14 protein-coding genes and 1 pseudogene are annotated in these 16035 nt (G+C 65.7%); 4 read left to right on the top strand and 11 right to left on the bottom strand.

Annotation, left to right across the window (positions count from 1 at the left end):
* Window positions 1–23: 23 nt before the first annotated feature.
* From ACX80A_RS03205 to ssd, 6 genes and pseudogenes are all read right to left on the bottom strand, one after another.
* Window positions 24–386 (bottom strand): TadE family type IV pilus minor pilin, encoded by a 363-nt coding sequence (locus ACX80A_RS03205; protein WP_459258225.1) that lies wholly within the window; start codon window positions 384–386, stop codon window positions 24–26.
* 145 nt (window positions 387–531) lie between these two features.
* Window positions 532–690: pseudogene (locus ACX80A_RS03210) on the bottom strand (DUF4244 domain-containing protein); the annotation flags it as partial.
* 220 nt (window positions 691–910) lie between these two features.
* Window positions 911–1567, bottom strand: a complete 657-nt coding sequence (locus tag ACX80A_RS03215) for a type II secretion system F family protein (protein ID WP_459258226.1) — start codon at window positions 1565–1567, stop codon at window positions 911–913.
* 1 nt (window position 1568) lies between these two features.
* On the bottom strand, window positions 1569–2360 hold the full coding sequence (locus ACX80A_RS03220) for a type II secretion system F family protein (RefSeq protein WP_459258227.1): 792 nt from the start codon (window positions 2358–2360) through the stop codon (window positions 1569–1571).
* Window positions 2357–3553: a TadA family conjugal transfer-associated ATPase gene (locus ACX80A_RS03225; protein ID WP_459258228.1), complete on the bottom strand. Its 1197-nt coding sequence runs from the start codon at window positions 3551–3553 to the stop codon at window positions 2357–2359. Before ACX80A_RS03225 ends, ACX80A_RS03220 begins: the two co-directional genes overlap by 4 nt.
* Complete coding sequence (gene ssd, locus ACX80A_RS03230) at window positions 3550–4629, bottom strand: septum site-determining protein Ssd (RefSeq protein WP_459258229.1); 1080 nt, start codon at window positions 4627–4629, stop codon at window positions 3550–3552. Before ssd ends, ACX80A_RS03225 begins: the two co-directional genes overlap by 4 nt.
* A 166-nt stretch (window positions 4630–4795) precedes the next feature.
* Here ssd and ACX80A_RS03235 point away from each other — a divergent pair, with 166 nt between their 5' ends.
* Entirely contained in the window at window positions 4796–6520 is a 1725-nt protein-coding gene (locus ACX80A_RS03235; protein WP_459258351.1) for a bifunctional 3'-5' exonuclease/DNA polymerase, read from the top strand.
* A gap of 41 nt (window positions 6521–6561) precedes the next feature.
* On the opposite strand, the gene ACX80A_RS03240 is transcribed toward ACX80A_RS03235, so the two are convergent.
* From ACX80A_RS03240 to ACX80A_RS03250, 3 genes are read right to left on the bottom strand one after another with little or no spacing between them, the layout of a single operon-like run.
* Window positions 6562–7221 carry an NUDIX hydrolase gene (locus ACX80A_RS03240; protein ID WP_459258230.1) on the bottom strand — a complete coding sequence of 220 codons (660 nt, stop codon included), beginning with the start codon at window positions 7219–7221 and terminating at the stop codon, window positions 6562–6564.
* The gene (gene nth, locus ACX80A_RS03245; RefSeq protein ID WP_459258231.1) at window positions 7218–8024 is read right to left on the bottom strand and encodes an endonuclease III; all 807 of its coding nucleotides are present in this window, start codon (window positions 8022–8024) and stop codon (window positions 7218–7220) included. The genes ACX80A_RS03240 and nth overlap by 4 nt, the downstream gene beginning before the upstream one ends.
* Before the next feature lie 10 nt (window positions 8025–8034).
* Window positions 8035–9402: a hypothetical protein gene (locus ACX80A_RS03250; protein ID WP_459258232.1), complete on the bottom strand. Its 1368-nt coding sequence runs from the start codon at window positions 9400–9402 to the stop codon at window positions 8035–8037.
* A 287-nt stretch (window positions 9403–9689) separates the two neighbouring features.
* Here ACX80A_RS03250 and acs point away from each other — a divergent pair, with 287 nt between their 5' ends.
* The 3 genes from acs (at window position 9690) to ACX80A_RS03265 (ending at window position 13999) form a co-directional block, all read left to right on the top strand.
* Window positions 9690–11654: an acetate--CoA ligase gene (gene acs / locus ACX80A_RS03255; RefSeq protein ID WP_459258233.1), complete on the top strand. Its 1965-nt coding sequence runs from the start codon at window positions 9690–9692 to the stop codon at window positions 11652–11654.
* 129 nt (window positions 11655–11783) lie between these two features.
* Window positions 11784–12254: a type II 3-dehydroquinate dehydratase gene (gene aroQ, locus ACX80A_RS03260; protein ID WP_459258234.1), complete on the top strand. Its 471-nt coding sequence runs from the start codon at window positions 11784–11786 to the stop codon at window positions 12252–12254.
* Window positions 12255–12268: 14 nt separating this feature from the next.
* Window positions 12269–13999: a dipeptide ABC transporter ATP-binding protein gene (locus ACX80A_RS03265; protein ID WP_459258235.1), complete on the top strand. Its 1731-nt coding sequence runs from the start codon at window positions 12269–12271 to the stop codon at window positions 13997–13999.
* 83 nt (window positions 14000–14082) lie between these two features.
* On the opposite strand, the gene ACX80A_RS03270 is transcribed toward ACX80A_RS03265, so the two are convergent.
* Together ACX80A_RS03270 and ACX80A_RS03275 are read right to left on the bottom strand one after the other, a co-directional pair.
* The gene (locus ACX80A_RS03270) at window positions 14083–15024 is read right to left on the bottom strand and encodes an ABC transporter permease (RefSeq protein ID WP_459258236.1); all 942 of its coding nucleotides are present in this window, start codon (window positions 15022–15024) and stop codon (window positions 14083–14085) included.
* Window positions 15021–16025 carry an ABC transporter permease gene (locus tag ACX80A_RS03275; protein WP_459258237.1) on the bottom strand — a complete coding sequence of 335 codons (1005 nt, stop codon included), beginning with the start codon at window positions 16023–16025 and terminating at the stop codon, window positions 15021–15023. Before ACX80A_RS03275 ends, ACX80A_RS03270 begins: the two co-directional genes overlap by 4 nt.
* Window positions 16026–16035: the final 10 nt, after the last annotated feature.

A 16035-nucleotide genomic window follows, 5' to 3' on the forward strand; every position in this document is an offset into this window, starting at 1 on the left:
CTGGGCCTTTCATGTACTGATCGTCACCGGCGAATGCCCGGAAGCTCAGCGCGCGCTGACGCCGAGGCCGACAGTTCCCACCCCACCAGGTCCAGCAACGGCACTGCCAGGCTGGAACTGACTGTCACGGTGGACCAGTCACCGTCCCCGGTCAGCTCCAACCGGGCCTGTCCGCCAGCGAGCCTACTCACCGTCGCCTGCACCTGGACCGAGGGCTCACCCCTCGCCACCTCTCTGGCACCTGCCCGGGCTGCCTCCTCCAACCTCAGCTGCGTTAGACCCGCCGTTGCGGCGCCAAGGAGGAGCGCGAGGAGCAGGACCAGTGACGGCAACGCAACCGCCACCTCTGCCGTCACTGCCCCCCGCTGCGGTGTGTCTGCCGTCACTGCCCCCCGCCGCAGTGTGTTCGGGCGCGGTGTATTCTGCGGCAGCCGCGGCGTGTTCGGCCGCAGGGCATCCAGCGGGACCGGAACCGGTTGCGAGGGGGCCAGCCGCGACCCGTTAGGGTGCCGGTTCCATGGCTTCAGCACGTTATCCGAAGCTCAATGCTGAACTGATCAGGGACATCAGCATTCCCCTGACCTCGCCACTGGACAGAACCGCCACCAGGAGCGCAGCGAACCCGACCGCGGCGAGGGTCGCAATGGCATACTCGGCGGTGGCCATCCCTGCCTCGGAGCCGGTCAGACGGCGCAGCCGGACAGCTAGCCGACGCCCCTCGAAGAAACCCCGTACTTTTTTTGCCAACATATTTTCCTCCAGGTGATTTCTTGGGGTGAGACCAATCACGGCGAGGGCCTCTGCCCGATCGAGCACGTATGCGCTCCGTCATGACTCTGCCCGGTCGCGCCCCGGAGCGGGGCCCGAAAGTCGGTTATGTGGATAAATCTCAGTACTGCTTGACCCGCAGTCATCCCCACTGTGGGACCAGGGCGAAGACCACGGGGAGCACGCCAAGGCAGATGAAGGCTGGCAGGTAGCAAAGGCCTAGCGGCAGTACCAAGCGGACGCCCAGCGTTGCCGCGCGTTGCTCAGCTTCGCTGTTCCTCCTGCGGCGAAGTTGCCCGGCACAGGCATGCACAATACCCGCCGACGACGCACCGGTGAGTGCAGCAAACCGGAGGGCGCCGCCGAGCTCCCGAAGGGTTTTGCCCGTCGTGCCGTCGGTCTGGGCGACAGCTGTGCTCCACGCCGTTTCCCAGTCCGCACCGAGGGCGAGAGCGCCCTGAACCCGCTGCAAGCTGAGCGACAACGATGGTGGACAGGAATCGCCGAGGACCGCCAGCGCGGCCCCGATTGGCGCTCCAGCTGCAAGCATGGCACCGAGCAAGTCAATCATGAGCGCCGGGTCGATCTGGTCCGGATCCCGTTGGGCGGGTCGGCTGGAGGTTCCAGACCGGCCTTGACGAGGCGGGGGCTTGGCCCCGGGGTCAGCCCCGGGGCCTCCCCGGATCCCTGGCGGCTGACCGCCAGTCCCCGGCCGCCAACCGCCGGACCCGCGCACCCCGTATCCGGTCAGTAGGAGAACCACCATAGATAGCAGTACGAAGAGCATCAGGCCGGTCATTTCAACCCTCCTTCGCAGCCGCAGCGACCAGCCGGGCGGACCAGAGCCGACCTAGTGCCATCAGGGACACTCCTACTCCCAGCAACCCCAGACCGGGGACCGATCCCAACAGGATGGCGAGCGGTTGCGCGCCGGTCAGGTAGCCCAGCCCCAGCCCGAAAAGTGGAAGCCAGCCGAGGAGGCGGGCGGTGGCGGCCGGACCGGCCAACGCCGTCGCCCGAGCCGTCGCAGCGTCGAGAGATTGATCGAGTTGGACGGCATACCGCCCCAACACGTCAGCCAGCGGAGCGCCGCTACGTTCAGAAATTTCCAGGCACACGGCCAAATCCCGCCAGAGGCCCAGTCCGTCGGCAGGCGGGGTTCTGGCCCGGCCCGGACGCCACCGCCCAGGCGATGACCGGTCGGCGGCGGCCCGGCGAAGCACTTCCGGCACGCCCTCGCCGATCGCCGCTGCCTGCTGCGCTGCCCAGAGCACGTGCGACGCCCGCGTGCCAAACCCTAAACCAGTTCCTGCGGGGGGCTCATCGTCAGCCGCTGAGTAGACCACGGCAATGTCGTGCCATAGCTGGCGGGGGGATCTGCCCGCCTGCAGCAGCGCCGTCAGCTGATGGACGAAGAGGGGTAGTTCCAGCGGGTCCACCGGAGCCCATCGGCGCGCGGACCACAGTCCTGCCAGCCCGCGCGAAACCGTAGTGGACGTCGCGCCGCTGCTGGTTCCCACACTGCGTCTGTTGGGAAGGGCAAGGAGCAGGAAGGCCATCATCAATAAGACGCCCACGGCAGCCCCAGTCACGGTGGCGGTCCCAGACTCAGCAGTCCCTGAAGTCGGGGCCATCCCGAGGATGGCTCGCATGCGGCGCCGTGCCGAATGAGGGCAGGACGCACGATCAGCGCTCCAGTATCGTCCACTTCCATCAGGCCAATCACGGCCACGCACCGGCTGGTTTGCCCGCGGGTCAGGTGCACTACGACATCGAGAGCGCTGGCCGCCTGTACCGTGACAGCGTCGCGACTCAACCCGGCCAGAGAGCCCAGGGCCATCAGACGGGCGGGGACGGATTCAGCAGAATTGGCGTGGATTGTCCCCCCGGCGCCCGAATGCCCCGTATTCATGGCGGAGAGGAGGTCCCGCACCTCTGCCCCACGACACTCGCCGACAATCAGACGGTCTGGACGCATTCGCAGGGCTTGCCGCACCAATTCGGCCAGGTCGACTGCGCCCGCCCCCTCGGAGTTGCCGTGGCGGCTTTGCAACGGGACCGTGTGTGGATGGCGCGGGTTCAGCTCGGCCGAGTCCTCAACGGTCACCAGTCGTTCGGTGGGTGCACTCAGCGCCAGCAGGGTTGAGAGCAGTGTGGTCTTACCGGTGCCGGTTGCCCCGCTGACCAGAAAATTGAGCCGCCGTTCAACTACTGCCCGGAGCGCGTTGGCCATGAAAGGGTCAAGTGTTCCGGACCGGGTCAGCTCCTCGATGCTGAACTGCCGCTGACGCTGGACGCGGATGGATAACAGCGTTCCACGGGTGGACACGGGTGCAAGGACTGCGTGGACACGAAAGCCCGCGAAGCGGACATCGACGCACGGGTTGCCGTCGTCGAGTCGCCGGCCTCCGGCGGAGATGAGTCGCGCCGCCAGCGCACGCACTTCGGCGTCGGTGCTGAAGCGATCAGTGGTTCGCCGCAGTCCGTCGGCGCCGTCCACCCACACTTCATCGGGGCCGTTAACCAGAATGTCTGTGACAGCAGGATCGACCACAAGATGTTGCAGCGGGCCGAGTCCCTGCAGCTCGGCCTGGACCCGATCCACCGTTCTGAAGGTCCCTGCGGAGCCCAATAATCTGCCGGTAGATTGGACGGCTGCGGCGAGGCGTGCTCCGGTGAGAGGCAGCTGATCCGCCAGGACGACCTGGCGCACCTCATTGACCATGGTGGCCGCGGTGTCGTCGTGCGCCTCAGCACGACGCGGGGCACGCGGCAAGTCATTCATGATGCTGCCCTTTCAATCCCAGCGGGCACGGTGGCCAGCGTTTGGGCGGTGAGCCGCCGAATAGCGCGGTGCCCTCCGACCGTCAGGAGCCGCCCCTCCCGTTCAGCCTCCGGCACGCCGCGCAGGTGGGGAAGGTAGCCGATTAAAGGTTGTCCTACCAGCTCAGCGACCCGGTGCGGATCAAGGCCCGGGCCCAAAGACCCGCGGGCTATCACCGAAATGGGCAAGGACTGCAGGTGTTCCGCTGCTGAGCGGGCTGCAGTTATTGGTCGCGTCCGCCCCGGCACCAGGAGGATGGCTTCATCACAGAAGGGGAGCAGCGGACCGCCCCACGGCCAGCCGGCGGGCAGATCAATTAGTGTCAGATCAAAAACGCTGCGCGCGGCAGCCAGCACCGAGTGAACTGCTGACGAGGCCACGATGCTCGGCTCTCTCGTGGGTGACCCACCCATGGACAGCACGGCGAAACCCCTGACCGTGGGGAGTGCCGCAGAGAGCTGGTCGGGGTTGAGCGTGCCGCTGATTTCTCCGAGGTCCGCCCAGCGGACGCCGGAATGTGTTTCGGGTAGGGCGAGGTGCAGTCCTCCCCCAGCGCAGTCGCCATCGATCAGCAGGGTGGACCGGCCCGAGCGGGCCGCGGCGAGCGCGAGCCAGCAGCCCAGCGAACTCGTTCCGACGCCACCCGAACCTCCGATCAGACCAAGAATATGACCGCGTGACCCCGCGGTCCGGAGGCGCGCGAACCGTTCTGCGAGCCAATCCCCCGCGGCGGGCAGAATCGCGACCCGGGTGGCGTGGAGCCGGGCCGCGACCTCCCATACACTTCCCTCCTCGCCCGACAAGCCCACGAGAATTAGCTCGACGTCGGTGTCCAGTCGGCTCTCTGCAATGTCACTGCCCACCAACACCACTGCTGGGCGCTCCTGGAGCGCCTCGGGTAGGGTCGCCATGACGGTGAGCTCAAGGCCCGCCGCTGCGGCCACCCGGGCCGTCTCATCGCGGATAAGTTGCGAACCGGTGACCAGCGCTGCGCCAGCCCGCCCGGGTGCAGGAAGCCAGGGCCGTCCATCTGTCATGGATCAAGCCTGCACCGGGCCCCCAGCCGAGAGCAGGCTCCGCGGAGGTTTGTGGACAAACCTCCGCTAGCAGGTGCTGTGGAGGACGAGTGCGGTGCCGAAGTCGGACCAGGTCCCAGGCGACGCTGGGGACCGGGAACGCGCGAATGCGGGAGACAATGTAACCATGTATGTTGTCGTGTCCGCGCCGCTGGACAGAACCGCCACCAGCACCCAGGCAGACGCCGGCGCGGACCGGACACAGGATGCCGCCGCCGTGCTGCAGCCTATTGATGTTTCAGGCGCTTCCATGGGGAACACCATCGTGGTCGGCCGGGAAGAGCTTCCCTCGGCGGTCCGCCACTTCGAAGCCCAGAAGGTGCGGTGGGTGTGGGATTCCACCCGCGCCTGGTATCCGGCGCTATTGAATCAGTCGGTCAGTGTTGAACGATGCCATGACCTGAGCCTATGCCGCGACATCATTCGCCACTCCAGCTTCAGCGCCGACCGACCGTACGTCGCCGCGCTCCGGAAACGCGGCGACGTGCAGGGTCAGCTTCCAGCCCGGCAGCTGCCCCCGCTACCCACCCCCGCCGGCCAGTTCAGTCTTTTCGAAACACCCAGCATCCCCAGCGGCCCAGGTCCGACAGATGTCCTCGCCGAGTTCCGCCAGCAGCAGCAGGCCGTTGCTGGCGGAACTCGACCCCAGCGGCTGGCCCTGCTGCTCGCTGCGGAATCGGCCGGTGCCCTGTTGGCTGCCGAGATGGAGGCGGCCGGAATTCCCTGGCGCCGCGACCTGCACGAGGCGCTCCTCGAATCCGAGCTGGGACCCCGACCCCGTGACGGAGTCCGGCCGGCCGAATTGGAACGGATCGCCGGGGAACTGCGCGGCCACCTGAATAATCCGGGGTTCAACCCTGATTCGCCGCAGGAGCTGCTGCGCGCCCTGCACCGGGCTGGCATCGAGGTGACCAGCACCCGATCCTGGGAATTGGAGCGGCATGAGCATCCGGGAATCGAACCACTGCTGCGCTACAAGAAGTTGTCCCGACTGCTCACCGCCAACGGCTGGACCTGGCTGGACGCGTGGGTGCAGGAGGGCCGCTTCCGCCCCGAGTATGTGGTGGGCGGCGTCGTGTCCGGACGGTGGGCGTCACGGGGCGGCGGCGCACTGCAAATCCCCAAGCAGATCCGCGATGCGGTGCGACCCGACGCCGGCTACCGGTTTGTGGTTGCCGACGCGGCGCAGCTGGAACCGCGGGTACTAGCGGCACTCGGACGGGATTCGGCACTTGCGGCGGCGGCGCGCGGCAAGGACCTGTATCAGGGGATCGCCGAGCAGGGCTTTGGTGACCGGGCCAAGGCGAAACTCGCGATGCTGGGTGCAATGTATGGCGCCACGACCGGCGAATCGGGGCGGCTGATGCCACAGCTGGCCCGCACCTACCCGCAGGCTATCCAGGTAGTGGAAGGCGCGGCACGCACCGGTGAGGCGGGAGGGGTGGTGAGCAGTTATCTCGGTCGTGGGTGTCCACCGGCGACCGACGCCTGGGTCGCAGCCCAGCAGACCTCGTCCGCCGACGAGCAGCGCCGGGCCGACAGCCTGGCCCGGTCCCGCGGCCGGTTCACCCGCAACTTTGTGGTGCAGGCAACCGCTGCGGAATGGGCCCTGTGCTGGCTGGCCGAGCTGCGCCGTCGGTTGCGGGCGTCGGCAACGCCTCCGCCGGTCGATCAGCTAGTGTTTTTCCTGCACGACGAGGTGATGCTGCATGTCCCCGAAGGACAGGTCGACGAGGTTTGTCGCCTGGTGACCGACGCCGCCCTGTCGGCGACCCGGCTGATGTTCGGTGACATTCCCATCGAGTTCGCGGTCAACGTGATGGTGGTGGATTCCTATGCCGACGCCAAGTGACAGGTGCTTCGCTGGGGCAGTGGCGCCTCCGGGCACTGCTCCTACAGCGGCGGTGGGATTTGCCGCGAGTCATCCCACGGGATGGTCCACCCCAGGTCGTTGAATAGCGCGTCGAGCAGGATGGCGGTGAAACCCCACACGGTGACGCCTTTGACGAGGAAGGCGGGAGTGGTCCAGGTGACGCCGTTCCGGTGACTGACCACTGACCGGCGATCGGTCGGATTGAGCAGGTCGGCGACCGGGACCCTGAAGACATGCTCAGATTCCGCCTCGTCGACGGCGGCGACAGGCGACTGGCGTGCCCACCACGCGAGCACCGGGGTGACCAGGAAGTTGCTAATCGGCAGCCCCGATTCAGGCAGCGCACCGAGCACCTCGATCCCGGTCGTGTCGACGCCGGTTTCCTCCCACGCCTCGCGGAGCGCCGCGGCCACTGGGCCGGCGTCGTCGTCGTCAATCCGACCCCCGGGAAACGCCACCTGGCCCGGATGATCGGCCAGCGCTCCGGATCGCAGCACCAACAGGACGTCGAGGTCATCCGGCACCGCCTGCGCGTGATACTGCGCCGGCCGGTTGTCGAGCGTACCGAAGAGAATCAGCACAGCTGCGGCACGAGCCCTGGCGGGGTCAATGCCGCGCAGCGTTCCCGGCTTCCCCACTGAGCGCGTCGCCAGGCTGAGCAATTCCTGCCGGGCGCTCATGCCCCAAGACTGTATCCGGCGGCCTGCAGTTCGCCTCGCGTCGCGCCGTTTCTCATCAGGTGCAGCAGGTCTTCCCTGCCGGGCGCCAACTCGTATTTGAGCAGTTTGGCGGCTTTGACGGGGTCCACTTCACCCTCACCATAGGCCGGGCAAAGGGCCGCGAGGGGGCACACGCCGCATGCGGGTTTGCGGGCGTGGCACACCCGACGGCCGTGGAACACCACCTGGTGGGACAGCATGGTCCAGTCCTGGGGATCGAACAGACCGGCGACGTCGGTTTCCACCTTCACGGCGTCGTCCGACTCGGTCCAGCGGAACCGTCGAGCCAGCCGACCGAAGTGCGTGTCGACGGTGATGCCCGGGATGCCGAACGCGTTGCCGAGCACCACGTTGGCGGTTTTGCGTCCCACCCCGGGGAGGGTGACGAGGTCCTCAAGGCGGGCCGGGACAGCCCCGTCAAAGTCGTCAACCAACCGGGTGGACAACGCCAGTAGACTCCTCGACTTGGCGCGGAAGAACCCGGTGGGCCGGATCAGGTCCTGCAGCGCCATTTCGTCGGCTTCGGCCAGGCTGCGGGCGTCTGGATACCTGGCGAACAGGGCCGGGGTGGTGAGGTTGACCCGCACGTCGGTGGTCTGGGCGGATAACACCGTTGCCACCAGCAGCTCGAAGGGGTTCCTGAAGTCGAGTTCCGCCACCGCGTAGGGGTATTCCTCAGCCAGCCTGCGGTGGATCCGGCGGGCGCGCCGCTTTACGGCGAGTGGGCTGGGATCCGATCTCCCGGCCCCCACAGTCCTGACCACCACCGACCGCCTAGCCGTCGCTCGGCGCGCGCTCAATGTTCGTCAGATCCCGCATCACTCCGACCCGGCCAGTGCGCTTGTCCTGGACCAGGAACTCCTCACCGCGGTCCTCGATCCCCACTTCCCAGTCACCTGGCCGCAAGACGAAGAGCTCAACACCCGAGGCCTCGTCAACCACCGGGCGGGATGTCCCGACGGCGAACCAGAATGCCTCGACAACCGGGGCGTCGTTGTCTGATTCCTTGGTCGCCGAGATGGAGTCCTGGGACCCGGCACCCGTCCGTTCAACCACCGGCTGGGCGGTGGTCGCCGCGACGGTCGTTGCTGCCGCCGCCGTGGCTGCTCCCTGGACGGCCCGCTGACCACTCGTGTCCACCGCCGCCTGACCATCTACCGGAGAGCTGGACTCCGGGGCAGCGTTGATGCTCCCCTTCGCCGCCGTCCGATGGCCGGCCGTCGCGTCGACGGGCCGGGCTGTGTCAGTCGACTGTGCCGAATCCGGCGATGCGCCATAGGGGGCGAAATCTTCGTCAGCGAAGCGTGGGTAGCTTGCCGAATCGGAGCCCGCCAGTTCCTTGTCCTGCACCCCGGGGACGGCACCGACTTCGCTGGTCAGAGAGGCATCAGGGGTGCCTTCGGAGGCGCTGGCCGCGGAGGACTGCGACGGGCCGCCGAAGCCAAACCTGCCACGGCCGGTAGACTGCGCCGCTGGTGATGCTGCGGTAGCGGCGACAGCCGACGACGTCGTCGTCGTGCCCTGCAGTTCGCTGAACTCGGTGACCTGCTCGGCGGGAACGGGCTTGGGTGTCTTGGGTTCCTTCGGGGTCTTGGGGGCGACTGGCAGAACACTGCGGGCAACGATGTGGGCGTCAGACGTCGGTCGGCCAGCAAAGTCCGCGGAGAAGCCGGGCAGATGTGGACCGCCCACCGTCGCGGCCAGCATACCGATCGCGCCAAGCAGGCAGATGAACGGTCCATAGTGGAAGGCAGTTACGGTCTGCAGAAAGAAGAAGGCGGTCGCCAGGACTGCGACCACGGAGGCGAACTGGTCGACTGACAGCGAGCCAACCCGCAGGTCGGTGCCGAGCCGCCGGGCGGCAAGCAAGCCAGCGGCTGCCACTGGGAGGATGATTCCGATGCCAAGGAAGAACAGCGACGAGGCGTTCCACAGGTTACCGAAAAAATCTCCGGCCTCGAAGAAAGGTAACAACGAGCCGATGAAAATGACGAGCACCGAGCCGCCGATCACCGCCTCGCGGAGGGTAAATGGACCAACGACCGCCTCGTTGGTACCGGGCACCTTCGATACAATGCGGGTGGATGATGCGTCTGTATCACTACTGCTGTCGGTAAACCGGTCCGTGTTCGGATCTGTCATGTCGAGATTCCATTCGTCGCAGCGGCCGGGCGGGCCGCAGTCGCCAGCATTATTTTCCTCTCACCAGAGTAGTCAACCCTCCCGTCCTCTACTACCCATGCGCGCTGCCGCCCGGCTCACGGGCCGCCGTTCACCGCAGAAACTCAACCATTCACATTTACGGGTGTGAGCGCGCACACACTAGAACAGCGCTCGCAGTTAGTCTGGTCAGCAGTATCGCGGTGCTGCGTGCCGGTTTCGGACCGGGCGCTCGCCGCCTAGAAATCCGGCACGAAGAAGGGTTGAATATGTCTGAGAACACCCAGACCACGCAAGGCGACGCATTCGAGAATCTGCTCCACGAGGAGCGCCGCTTTCCTCCAACACCAGAGTTCGCCGCGAACGCAGTGGCTCAGCCTTCCCTGTATGAGGAGGGCGAGGCCGGACCGGAATTCTGGGCCTCCCAGGCCCGGGCACTGTTGACCTGGGACGAGGACTTCACGCAGGCTCTCGATTTCTCCGATGCGCCGTTTGCCAAGTGGTTCGTCGGCGGGCGGGTCAACGCCGCGTACAACGCACTGGACCGCCACGTCGAGGCAGGCCTCGGCGATCGGGTGGCCATCCACTTCGAGGGCGAGCCCGGAGATACCCGTTCGTACACGTATGCGGAGCTCACTGAAGAGGTCAAGAAGGCGTCCAACGCGTTCCTGTCCCTCGGCGTCGAGAAGGGTGACCGCGTGGCGGTGTACCTGCCGATGATTCCCGAAGCCGTCATCACGATGCTCGCCTGCGCGCGGATCGGAGCCGTGCACTCGGTGGTGTTCGGTGGCTTCTCGGCTGAAGCGCTGCGCAGCAGGATCGACGATGCTGAAGCCAGGCTCGTGGTCACCTCGGACGGCACCTACCGCCGGGGCAAGCCGAGCTCGCTGAAGCCCGCCGTCGACGGCGCCCTGGAGCGTGCGGGGCATACGGTCAGCAACGTGGTGGTGGTCAAGCGTAATGGTGAGCCGGTCGAGTGGACCGAGGGGCGCGACGTCTGGTGGCACGATGTGGTTGGCAACGCGTCCTCCGAGCACATCGCTGTCGGGCATGATTCGGAGCACCCGCTGTTCATCCTGTACACCTCGGGCACCACCGGGAAGCCCAAGGGCATCCTCCACACCACCGGCGGTTACCTGACCCAGACGGCGTTCACGCACAAGAACACGTTCGACCTGCGGCCTGAAACCGACGTGTTCTGGTGCACGGCCGACGTCGGCTGGGTCACCGGGCACAGCTACGTCACCTACGCGCCCTTGGTCAACGGGGCCACCCAGCTGATGTACGAAGGTACCCCTGACACACCTCATCAGGGCCGCTGGTGGGAGCTGGTGGAAAAGTACAAGGTCTCCATCCTCTACACGGCGCCGACTGCCATCAGGACCTTCATGAAGTGGGGCCGCGACATCCCCAAGAAGTACGACCTCACCTCGATCCGTGTTCTGGGCTCCGTCGGCGAACCCATCAACCCCGAGGCGTGGATGTGGTACCGCGAAATGATCGGCGGCGGCAGCGCCCCCGTGGTGGACACCTGGTGGCAGACCGAGACCGGCGCGCACATGATCGCGCCGATGCCGGGCGTCACCCACGCCAAGCCAGGCTCCGCGCAGGTCGCGGTGCCTGGTATCGCCGTCGATGTGGTGGACGAGATGGGCCAGTCGGTGCCTAACGGCTCGGGCGGGTACCTGGTAGTCCGCGAACCGTGGCCGTCCATGCTCCGCGGCATCTGGGGCGACCCGCAGCGGTTCAAGGACACCTACTGGTCGCGGTTCGACAACATGTATTTCGCGGGCGATGGCGCCAAGAAGGACGAGGACGGCGATATCTGGCTGCTGGGCCGGGTCGACGACGTCATGAACATTTCGGGTCACCGGCTGTCGACGACGGAAATCGAGTCGGCGCTGGTGAGCCACCCGTCGGTGGCTGAGGCCGCCGTCGTCGGCGCATCGGATGAGACGACGGGCGAGGCAGTGGTTGCGTTTGTGATCCTGCGCGGTTCGGCCGTGGATGACGACGACATCGTCACCACCCTGCGCAACCACGTGGCCAAGGAGATCGGTCCAATCGCCAAACCACGCAACATCCTGGTGGTGCCGGAGCTTCCGAAGACCCGGTCCGGCAAGATCATGCGCCGGCTGCTGAAGGATGTAGCCGAGGGCCGTGAGGTCGGCGATGCTACGACCCTGTCCGATCCCACGATCATGGCGCAGATCGCCGCTTCGCTGCGGAAGTAGCCACCGAACCACTACCACCCGGGAACGCGCCCGGGTGGTAGTGGTCACCGACCTGATGCCGCCTGCGCCCCGTTGTCATTGCTTCCTGAACATGAGGGAGCGGCGGGGAGCGTGGGGCATAGTTAAGCCATGCCGAAGACCACCACGCTCTTGATCATCAACGGACCGAACCTGAACCTCCTGGGCACCCGCGAACCCGCGACCTACGGGACAGCGACCCTGGCCGACGTCGAATCGCTCGCCGCCAACGCCGCAGGACGTCACGGCTGGGCAGTCAACTGTCTGCAGTCCAACCATGAAGGTGAGCTGGTCGACGCCATCCACGCCGCGACCGGCACCGCGGCCGGCATTGTCATCAATGCCGGCGCCTACACCCACACCTCCATCGCCCTCCGGGACGCGCTCACCGCCGTAGACCTCCCCGTCGTAGAGGTGCATATCAGTAATGTGCACCGGCGCGAGGAGTTTCGCCAGCACTCCTACCTGTCGGCGGTCGCTGATGCGGTCATCGTGGGCGCGGGGATCAGCGGCTACCGGTTCGCCGTCGACTTCCTGATCGAAAAACTCTCCTCCGGATCCGTCGGTTACGGCCCGTCATGAGGGACGATAGGAGCATGATCGACATCACACCCATCGGCGGCGGCACCAGCGACGCCCCGCTCCTCGAGGTCAAAGACCTCGCCGTCACCTTCAGCACCACTTACGGCGATGTGAAGGCCGTCGAGAATGCGAGTTTCACGCTTCGGCGCGGAAAAACCCTCGCGATCGTCGGGGAGTCAGGGTCAGGCAAGTCGACGACGGCGATGTCCTGCATCGGCCTGCTGCCGTCCAACGGTCGGGTCACCGGCGGAAGCATCATGTTCGAGGGCCAGAACCTCGTCACGTTGCCTGAATCCAGGATGCGCGCCATCCGCGGGCGGGCCATCGGCCTGGTGCCACAGGACCCGATGTCCAACCTCAATCCGGTTGCCAAGATTGGCACCCAGGTGGCTGAGACACTGCTGGTCCATGGGATGGCGACCAAGAAAGACGTCAAAGAACGCGTCATCGAGGTCCTGACAGCCGCAGGGCTGCCGGACGCCGGGGAGCGCGCCAAGCAGTACCCTCACGAATTCTCCGGCGGTATGCGCCAGCGCGCCCTGATCGCCATTGGGCTTGCCTGCCAGCCACGGCTCCTGATCGCTGACGAGCCGACCAGCGCCCTCGACGTCACCGTGCAGCGCACCATCCTCGACCAGATCGATAAAATGACCGAGCAGCTGGGCACGTCGGTGCTGCTCATCACCCACGACCTGGGGCTGGCCGCTGAGCGTGCTTCGGATTTGGTGGTGATGCACCGTGGCCGGGTGGTGGAAGCCGGCCCGGCGCTGCAACTCCTCAACGATCCCCAGCACCCCTACACCCAGTCGCTGGTCCGCGCGGCCCCCAGTGTTGCCGCGGTCCGCCTCCAGCCGGGCACCTACAGCGCCGACGCCGGCAAGCGGACGAAAGTGGCTGAGGCTGCGTTCGCCGAACACCAGACCGACGACGCGTCAGCTGTCTCTGCGGCCACCGGACCGGGCCGGAACATTGTGGAAATCCGGGACCTGACCAAGGTCTACCGACGGCGCGGCAGTTCGGAAGACTTCTACGCGGCGAAGAACGTCACCCTTGACGTGCCCCGCGGGCAGACCGTCGCCATCGTGGGGGAATCCGGGTCGGGGAAAACCACCACGGCGCGGATGCTCCTGAAACTGATTGAGCCGACGTCGGGCACCATGACCTTTGACGGGATGGATGTCGGAACACTCAATAAGGACCAGCTGGCCGATTTTCGGCAACGGGTCCAACCCGTGTTCCAGGACCCGTACTCGTCACTGAACCCGATGTTCACCATTGAACGGATTGTTGAGGAGCCCCTTAACGCCTACAAACGTGGCTCCAAGAGTGAACGGCGGGCCAGGGTCCGCGAGCTGATGGACCAGGTGTCTTTGCCGCAGACCGCCCTGCTCCGGTACCCGTCGGAGCTGTCCGGCGGGCAGCGGCAGCGCGTTGCGATCGCCCGCGCGCTGGCGCTGAAGCCCGAGCTGATCATCTGCGACGAGCCGGTGTCGGCGCTGGACGTCCTGGTCCAGGCGCAGATCCTCAAACTGCTCGGCGACCTGCAGGCTGAACTGGGCCTGAGCTACCTGTTCATCTCCCACGACCTCGCCGTGGTTCGGCTGATCTCAGACTACGTCTGCGTGATGAAGGACGGCGAACTGGTTGAGGCCGCCAGCTCCGAAGAAGTGTTCCAAAATCCGCGCCACCCGTACACCCGCCAATTGTTGGCGTCGATCCCCGGCAACGAGCTGAACATCGCCTAGATCGGCACCAGCGAATAAAAAGGATCCCGGCACCAGTGGTGCAGGGATCCTTTTTATTTTGGGTCCTGTCTTGCTACATTCTGCTACTTCTTGCGGGTCTTTGGGTCAAGGGACTCGCGCAGCGACTCGCCCAGCAGGGTGAAGCCTAACGCAGTGACTGCTATACAAATGCCTGGCAAGAACGCCAACTGCGGTGAGTTGGCCAGCTCGCTCTGGGCGTAGGTGAGCATTCTGCCCCACTCCGCCGTTTGCGGCAGCCCACCGCCCAGCCCCAGGAACGACAGCGCGGCAGCGTCGATCACGGCAGTGGCCAGACTAAGCGTTGCCTGAACAATGACCGGTCCGACGCTGTTGGGAAGAACGTGGCTCAGCGTGATGGTCGAGCGGCTCAGACCCAGGGTCTGGGCGGCGAGAACGTAGTCCGATCCGCGTTGGGAGAGCATGGACGCCCTCAGCAGCCTGGCGAAGATCGGTACCTGCGCCACACCGATCGCAATCATCACCGCGTACGGGCCTTGGCCGAGGACCGCGGCGATACTGACGGCCAAAAGCAGACCTGGAACGGACAGCAGGATATCGACGAACCGCATGATGAGACTGTCTACCCACCCACCGAACCCACCGGCGAGCAGGCCCAATAGCATTCCACCTGCCAGGCCGAGCGAAGTGGAAATGACACCAATTAGGAGGGATGCCTGCGCGCCCCAGATGAGCTTGCTCAATAGGTCCCCACCGAACCGGTCCAACCCCAGCGGGTAGGCATCGATCTCGCCGGGCCCCGGGATATTGATGGGCGTGATCTCGGTCCGGCCCGGCAGCTCATTCCCACCGTAGGGCGCCAGTAGGGGCGCGAGGATGGACACGAGGATGAACAATCCCACGATGATGGCACCCGCGATCGCCTGGGGGTTCCGCTTCAGCCGTCGGAAGGAGTCTTTCCAGAGGCCAGTGCTGGCGCCGTCGGGAATGGTTGGGTCGATAGGCGACGCCCCGCCGCCCGGCGCTGGAGGCAAGGTAGTACTCATTGCACACGCACCCTAGGGTCGATGATGCTGTAGGAAAGGTCCACCAGGAGGTTGATCAGGGCGTAAAGGACAGCTATGAAAATGATGAATCCTTGCAGGACAGGGTAATCAAGGCCGAAGATGGCATCACGGAGAAATCTGCCAATCCCGTTGAACGCGAACACCGTCTCGGTGAGTACCGCCCCGGAGATGAGGAGTCCTAGCTGCAGGCCGATGGTGGTCACGACGGGCAGCATGGCATTCCGCAGGATGAAACGGTTCCTAATCGTCTTCTCCAGCAGGCCTTTTGCGCGGGCGGTGCGGACATAGTCGGCGTTTTGCACCTCGAGCACCGAAGCCCGGGTGATCCGTACGATGATGGCCAGGGGGATGGTGCCGAGCGCGATACCCGGCAGGATAAGGTGCTGGAACGCATCCCAGGCGGCATCCCACTCGCCCGTCAACATACCGTCGAGGACGTAGAAGTCGGTGACATGGGTAGCGTCCATCCGTGGGTTCTGGCGTCCGTCCGGCGGGAGAATTGGCCATTGGATGGCGAAGACGTACTTGAGGATGAAGGCGAGGAAGAAGACGGGGACGGTGATACCTAACAGGCTGAGCACCACCGAACCATGGTCCACGAAACGTCCATAGTGGCGTGCGGCGAGGTAACCCAACGGGATACCGATGCCGATCGCGAAGATCAGCGCGACAATCGTCAGTTCAACGGTGGCGGGAAACCGGGTGGCAAATTCCTCCAGCACTGGTCGGCCGGTGTTGATCGAGGTGCCAAAGTCACCCTGCAGAAGCTTGCCCATATAGGTGAAGTATTGAGAGACGATCGGCTCGTTGAAGCCGTAGAGCTCGTTCACCCTTTCCACCGCTTCAGGGGTGGCCCGCTCGCCCAGTAGAGCCGTTGCCGGGCCGCCAGGAAGGTTGCGTACCCACAGGAACAGAAGGATCGACAGGCCGATCAGGGTGGGTATCAGTAGCGCGAGCCGCTTACCTATGACGCGTAGCACGGGGTCCTTT

This window comes from Arthrobacter sp. TMN-50 (assembly GCF_054511125.1).

Bases quoted from the DNA above. Each gene is read 5' to 3' on its own strand.
- ACX80A_RS03215 (WP_459258226.1), bottom strand. From the start codon at position 1,567: ATGACCGGCCTGATGCTCTTCGTACTGCTATCTATGGTGGTTCTCCTA.
- ssd (WP_459258229.1), bottom strand. From the start codon at position 4,629: ATGACAGATGGACGGCCCTGGCTTCCTGCACCCGGGCGGGCTGGCGCA.
- ACX80A_RS03270 (WP_459258236.1), bottom strand. From the start codon at position 15,024: ATGAGTACTACCTTGCCTCCAGCGCCGGGCGGCGGGGCGTCGCCTATC.
- ACX80A_RS03240 (WP_459258230.1), bottom strand. From the start codon at position 7,221: ATGAGCGCCCGGCAGGAATTGCTCAGCCTGGCGACGCGCTCAGTGGGG.
- ACX80A_RS03225 (WP_459258228.1), bottom strand. From the start codon at position 3,553: ATGAATGACTTGCCGCGTGCCCCGCGTCGTGCTGAGGCGCACGACGAC.
- aroQ (WP_459258234.1), top strand. From the start codon at position 11,784: ATGCCGAAGACCACCACGCTCTTGATCATCAACGGACCGAACCTGAAC.
- acs (WP_459258233.1), top strand. From the start codon at position 9,690: ATGTCTGAGAACACCCAGACCACGCAAGGCGACGCATTCGAGAATCTG.
- ACX80A_RS03250 (WP_459258232.1), bottom strand. From the start codon at position 9,402: ATGACAGATCCGAACACGGACCGGTTTACCGACAGCAGTAGTGATACA.
- ACX80A_RS03235 (WP_459258351.1), top strand. From the start codon at position 4,796: ATGTATGTTGTCGTGTCCGCGCCGCTGGACAGAACCGCCACCAGCACC.
- ACX80A_RS03265 (WP_459258235.1), top strand. From the start codon at position 12,269: ATGATCGACATCACACCCATCGGCGGCGGCACCAGCGACGCCCCGCTC.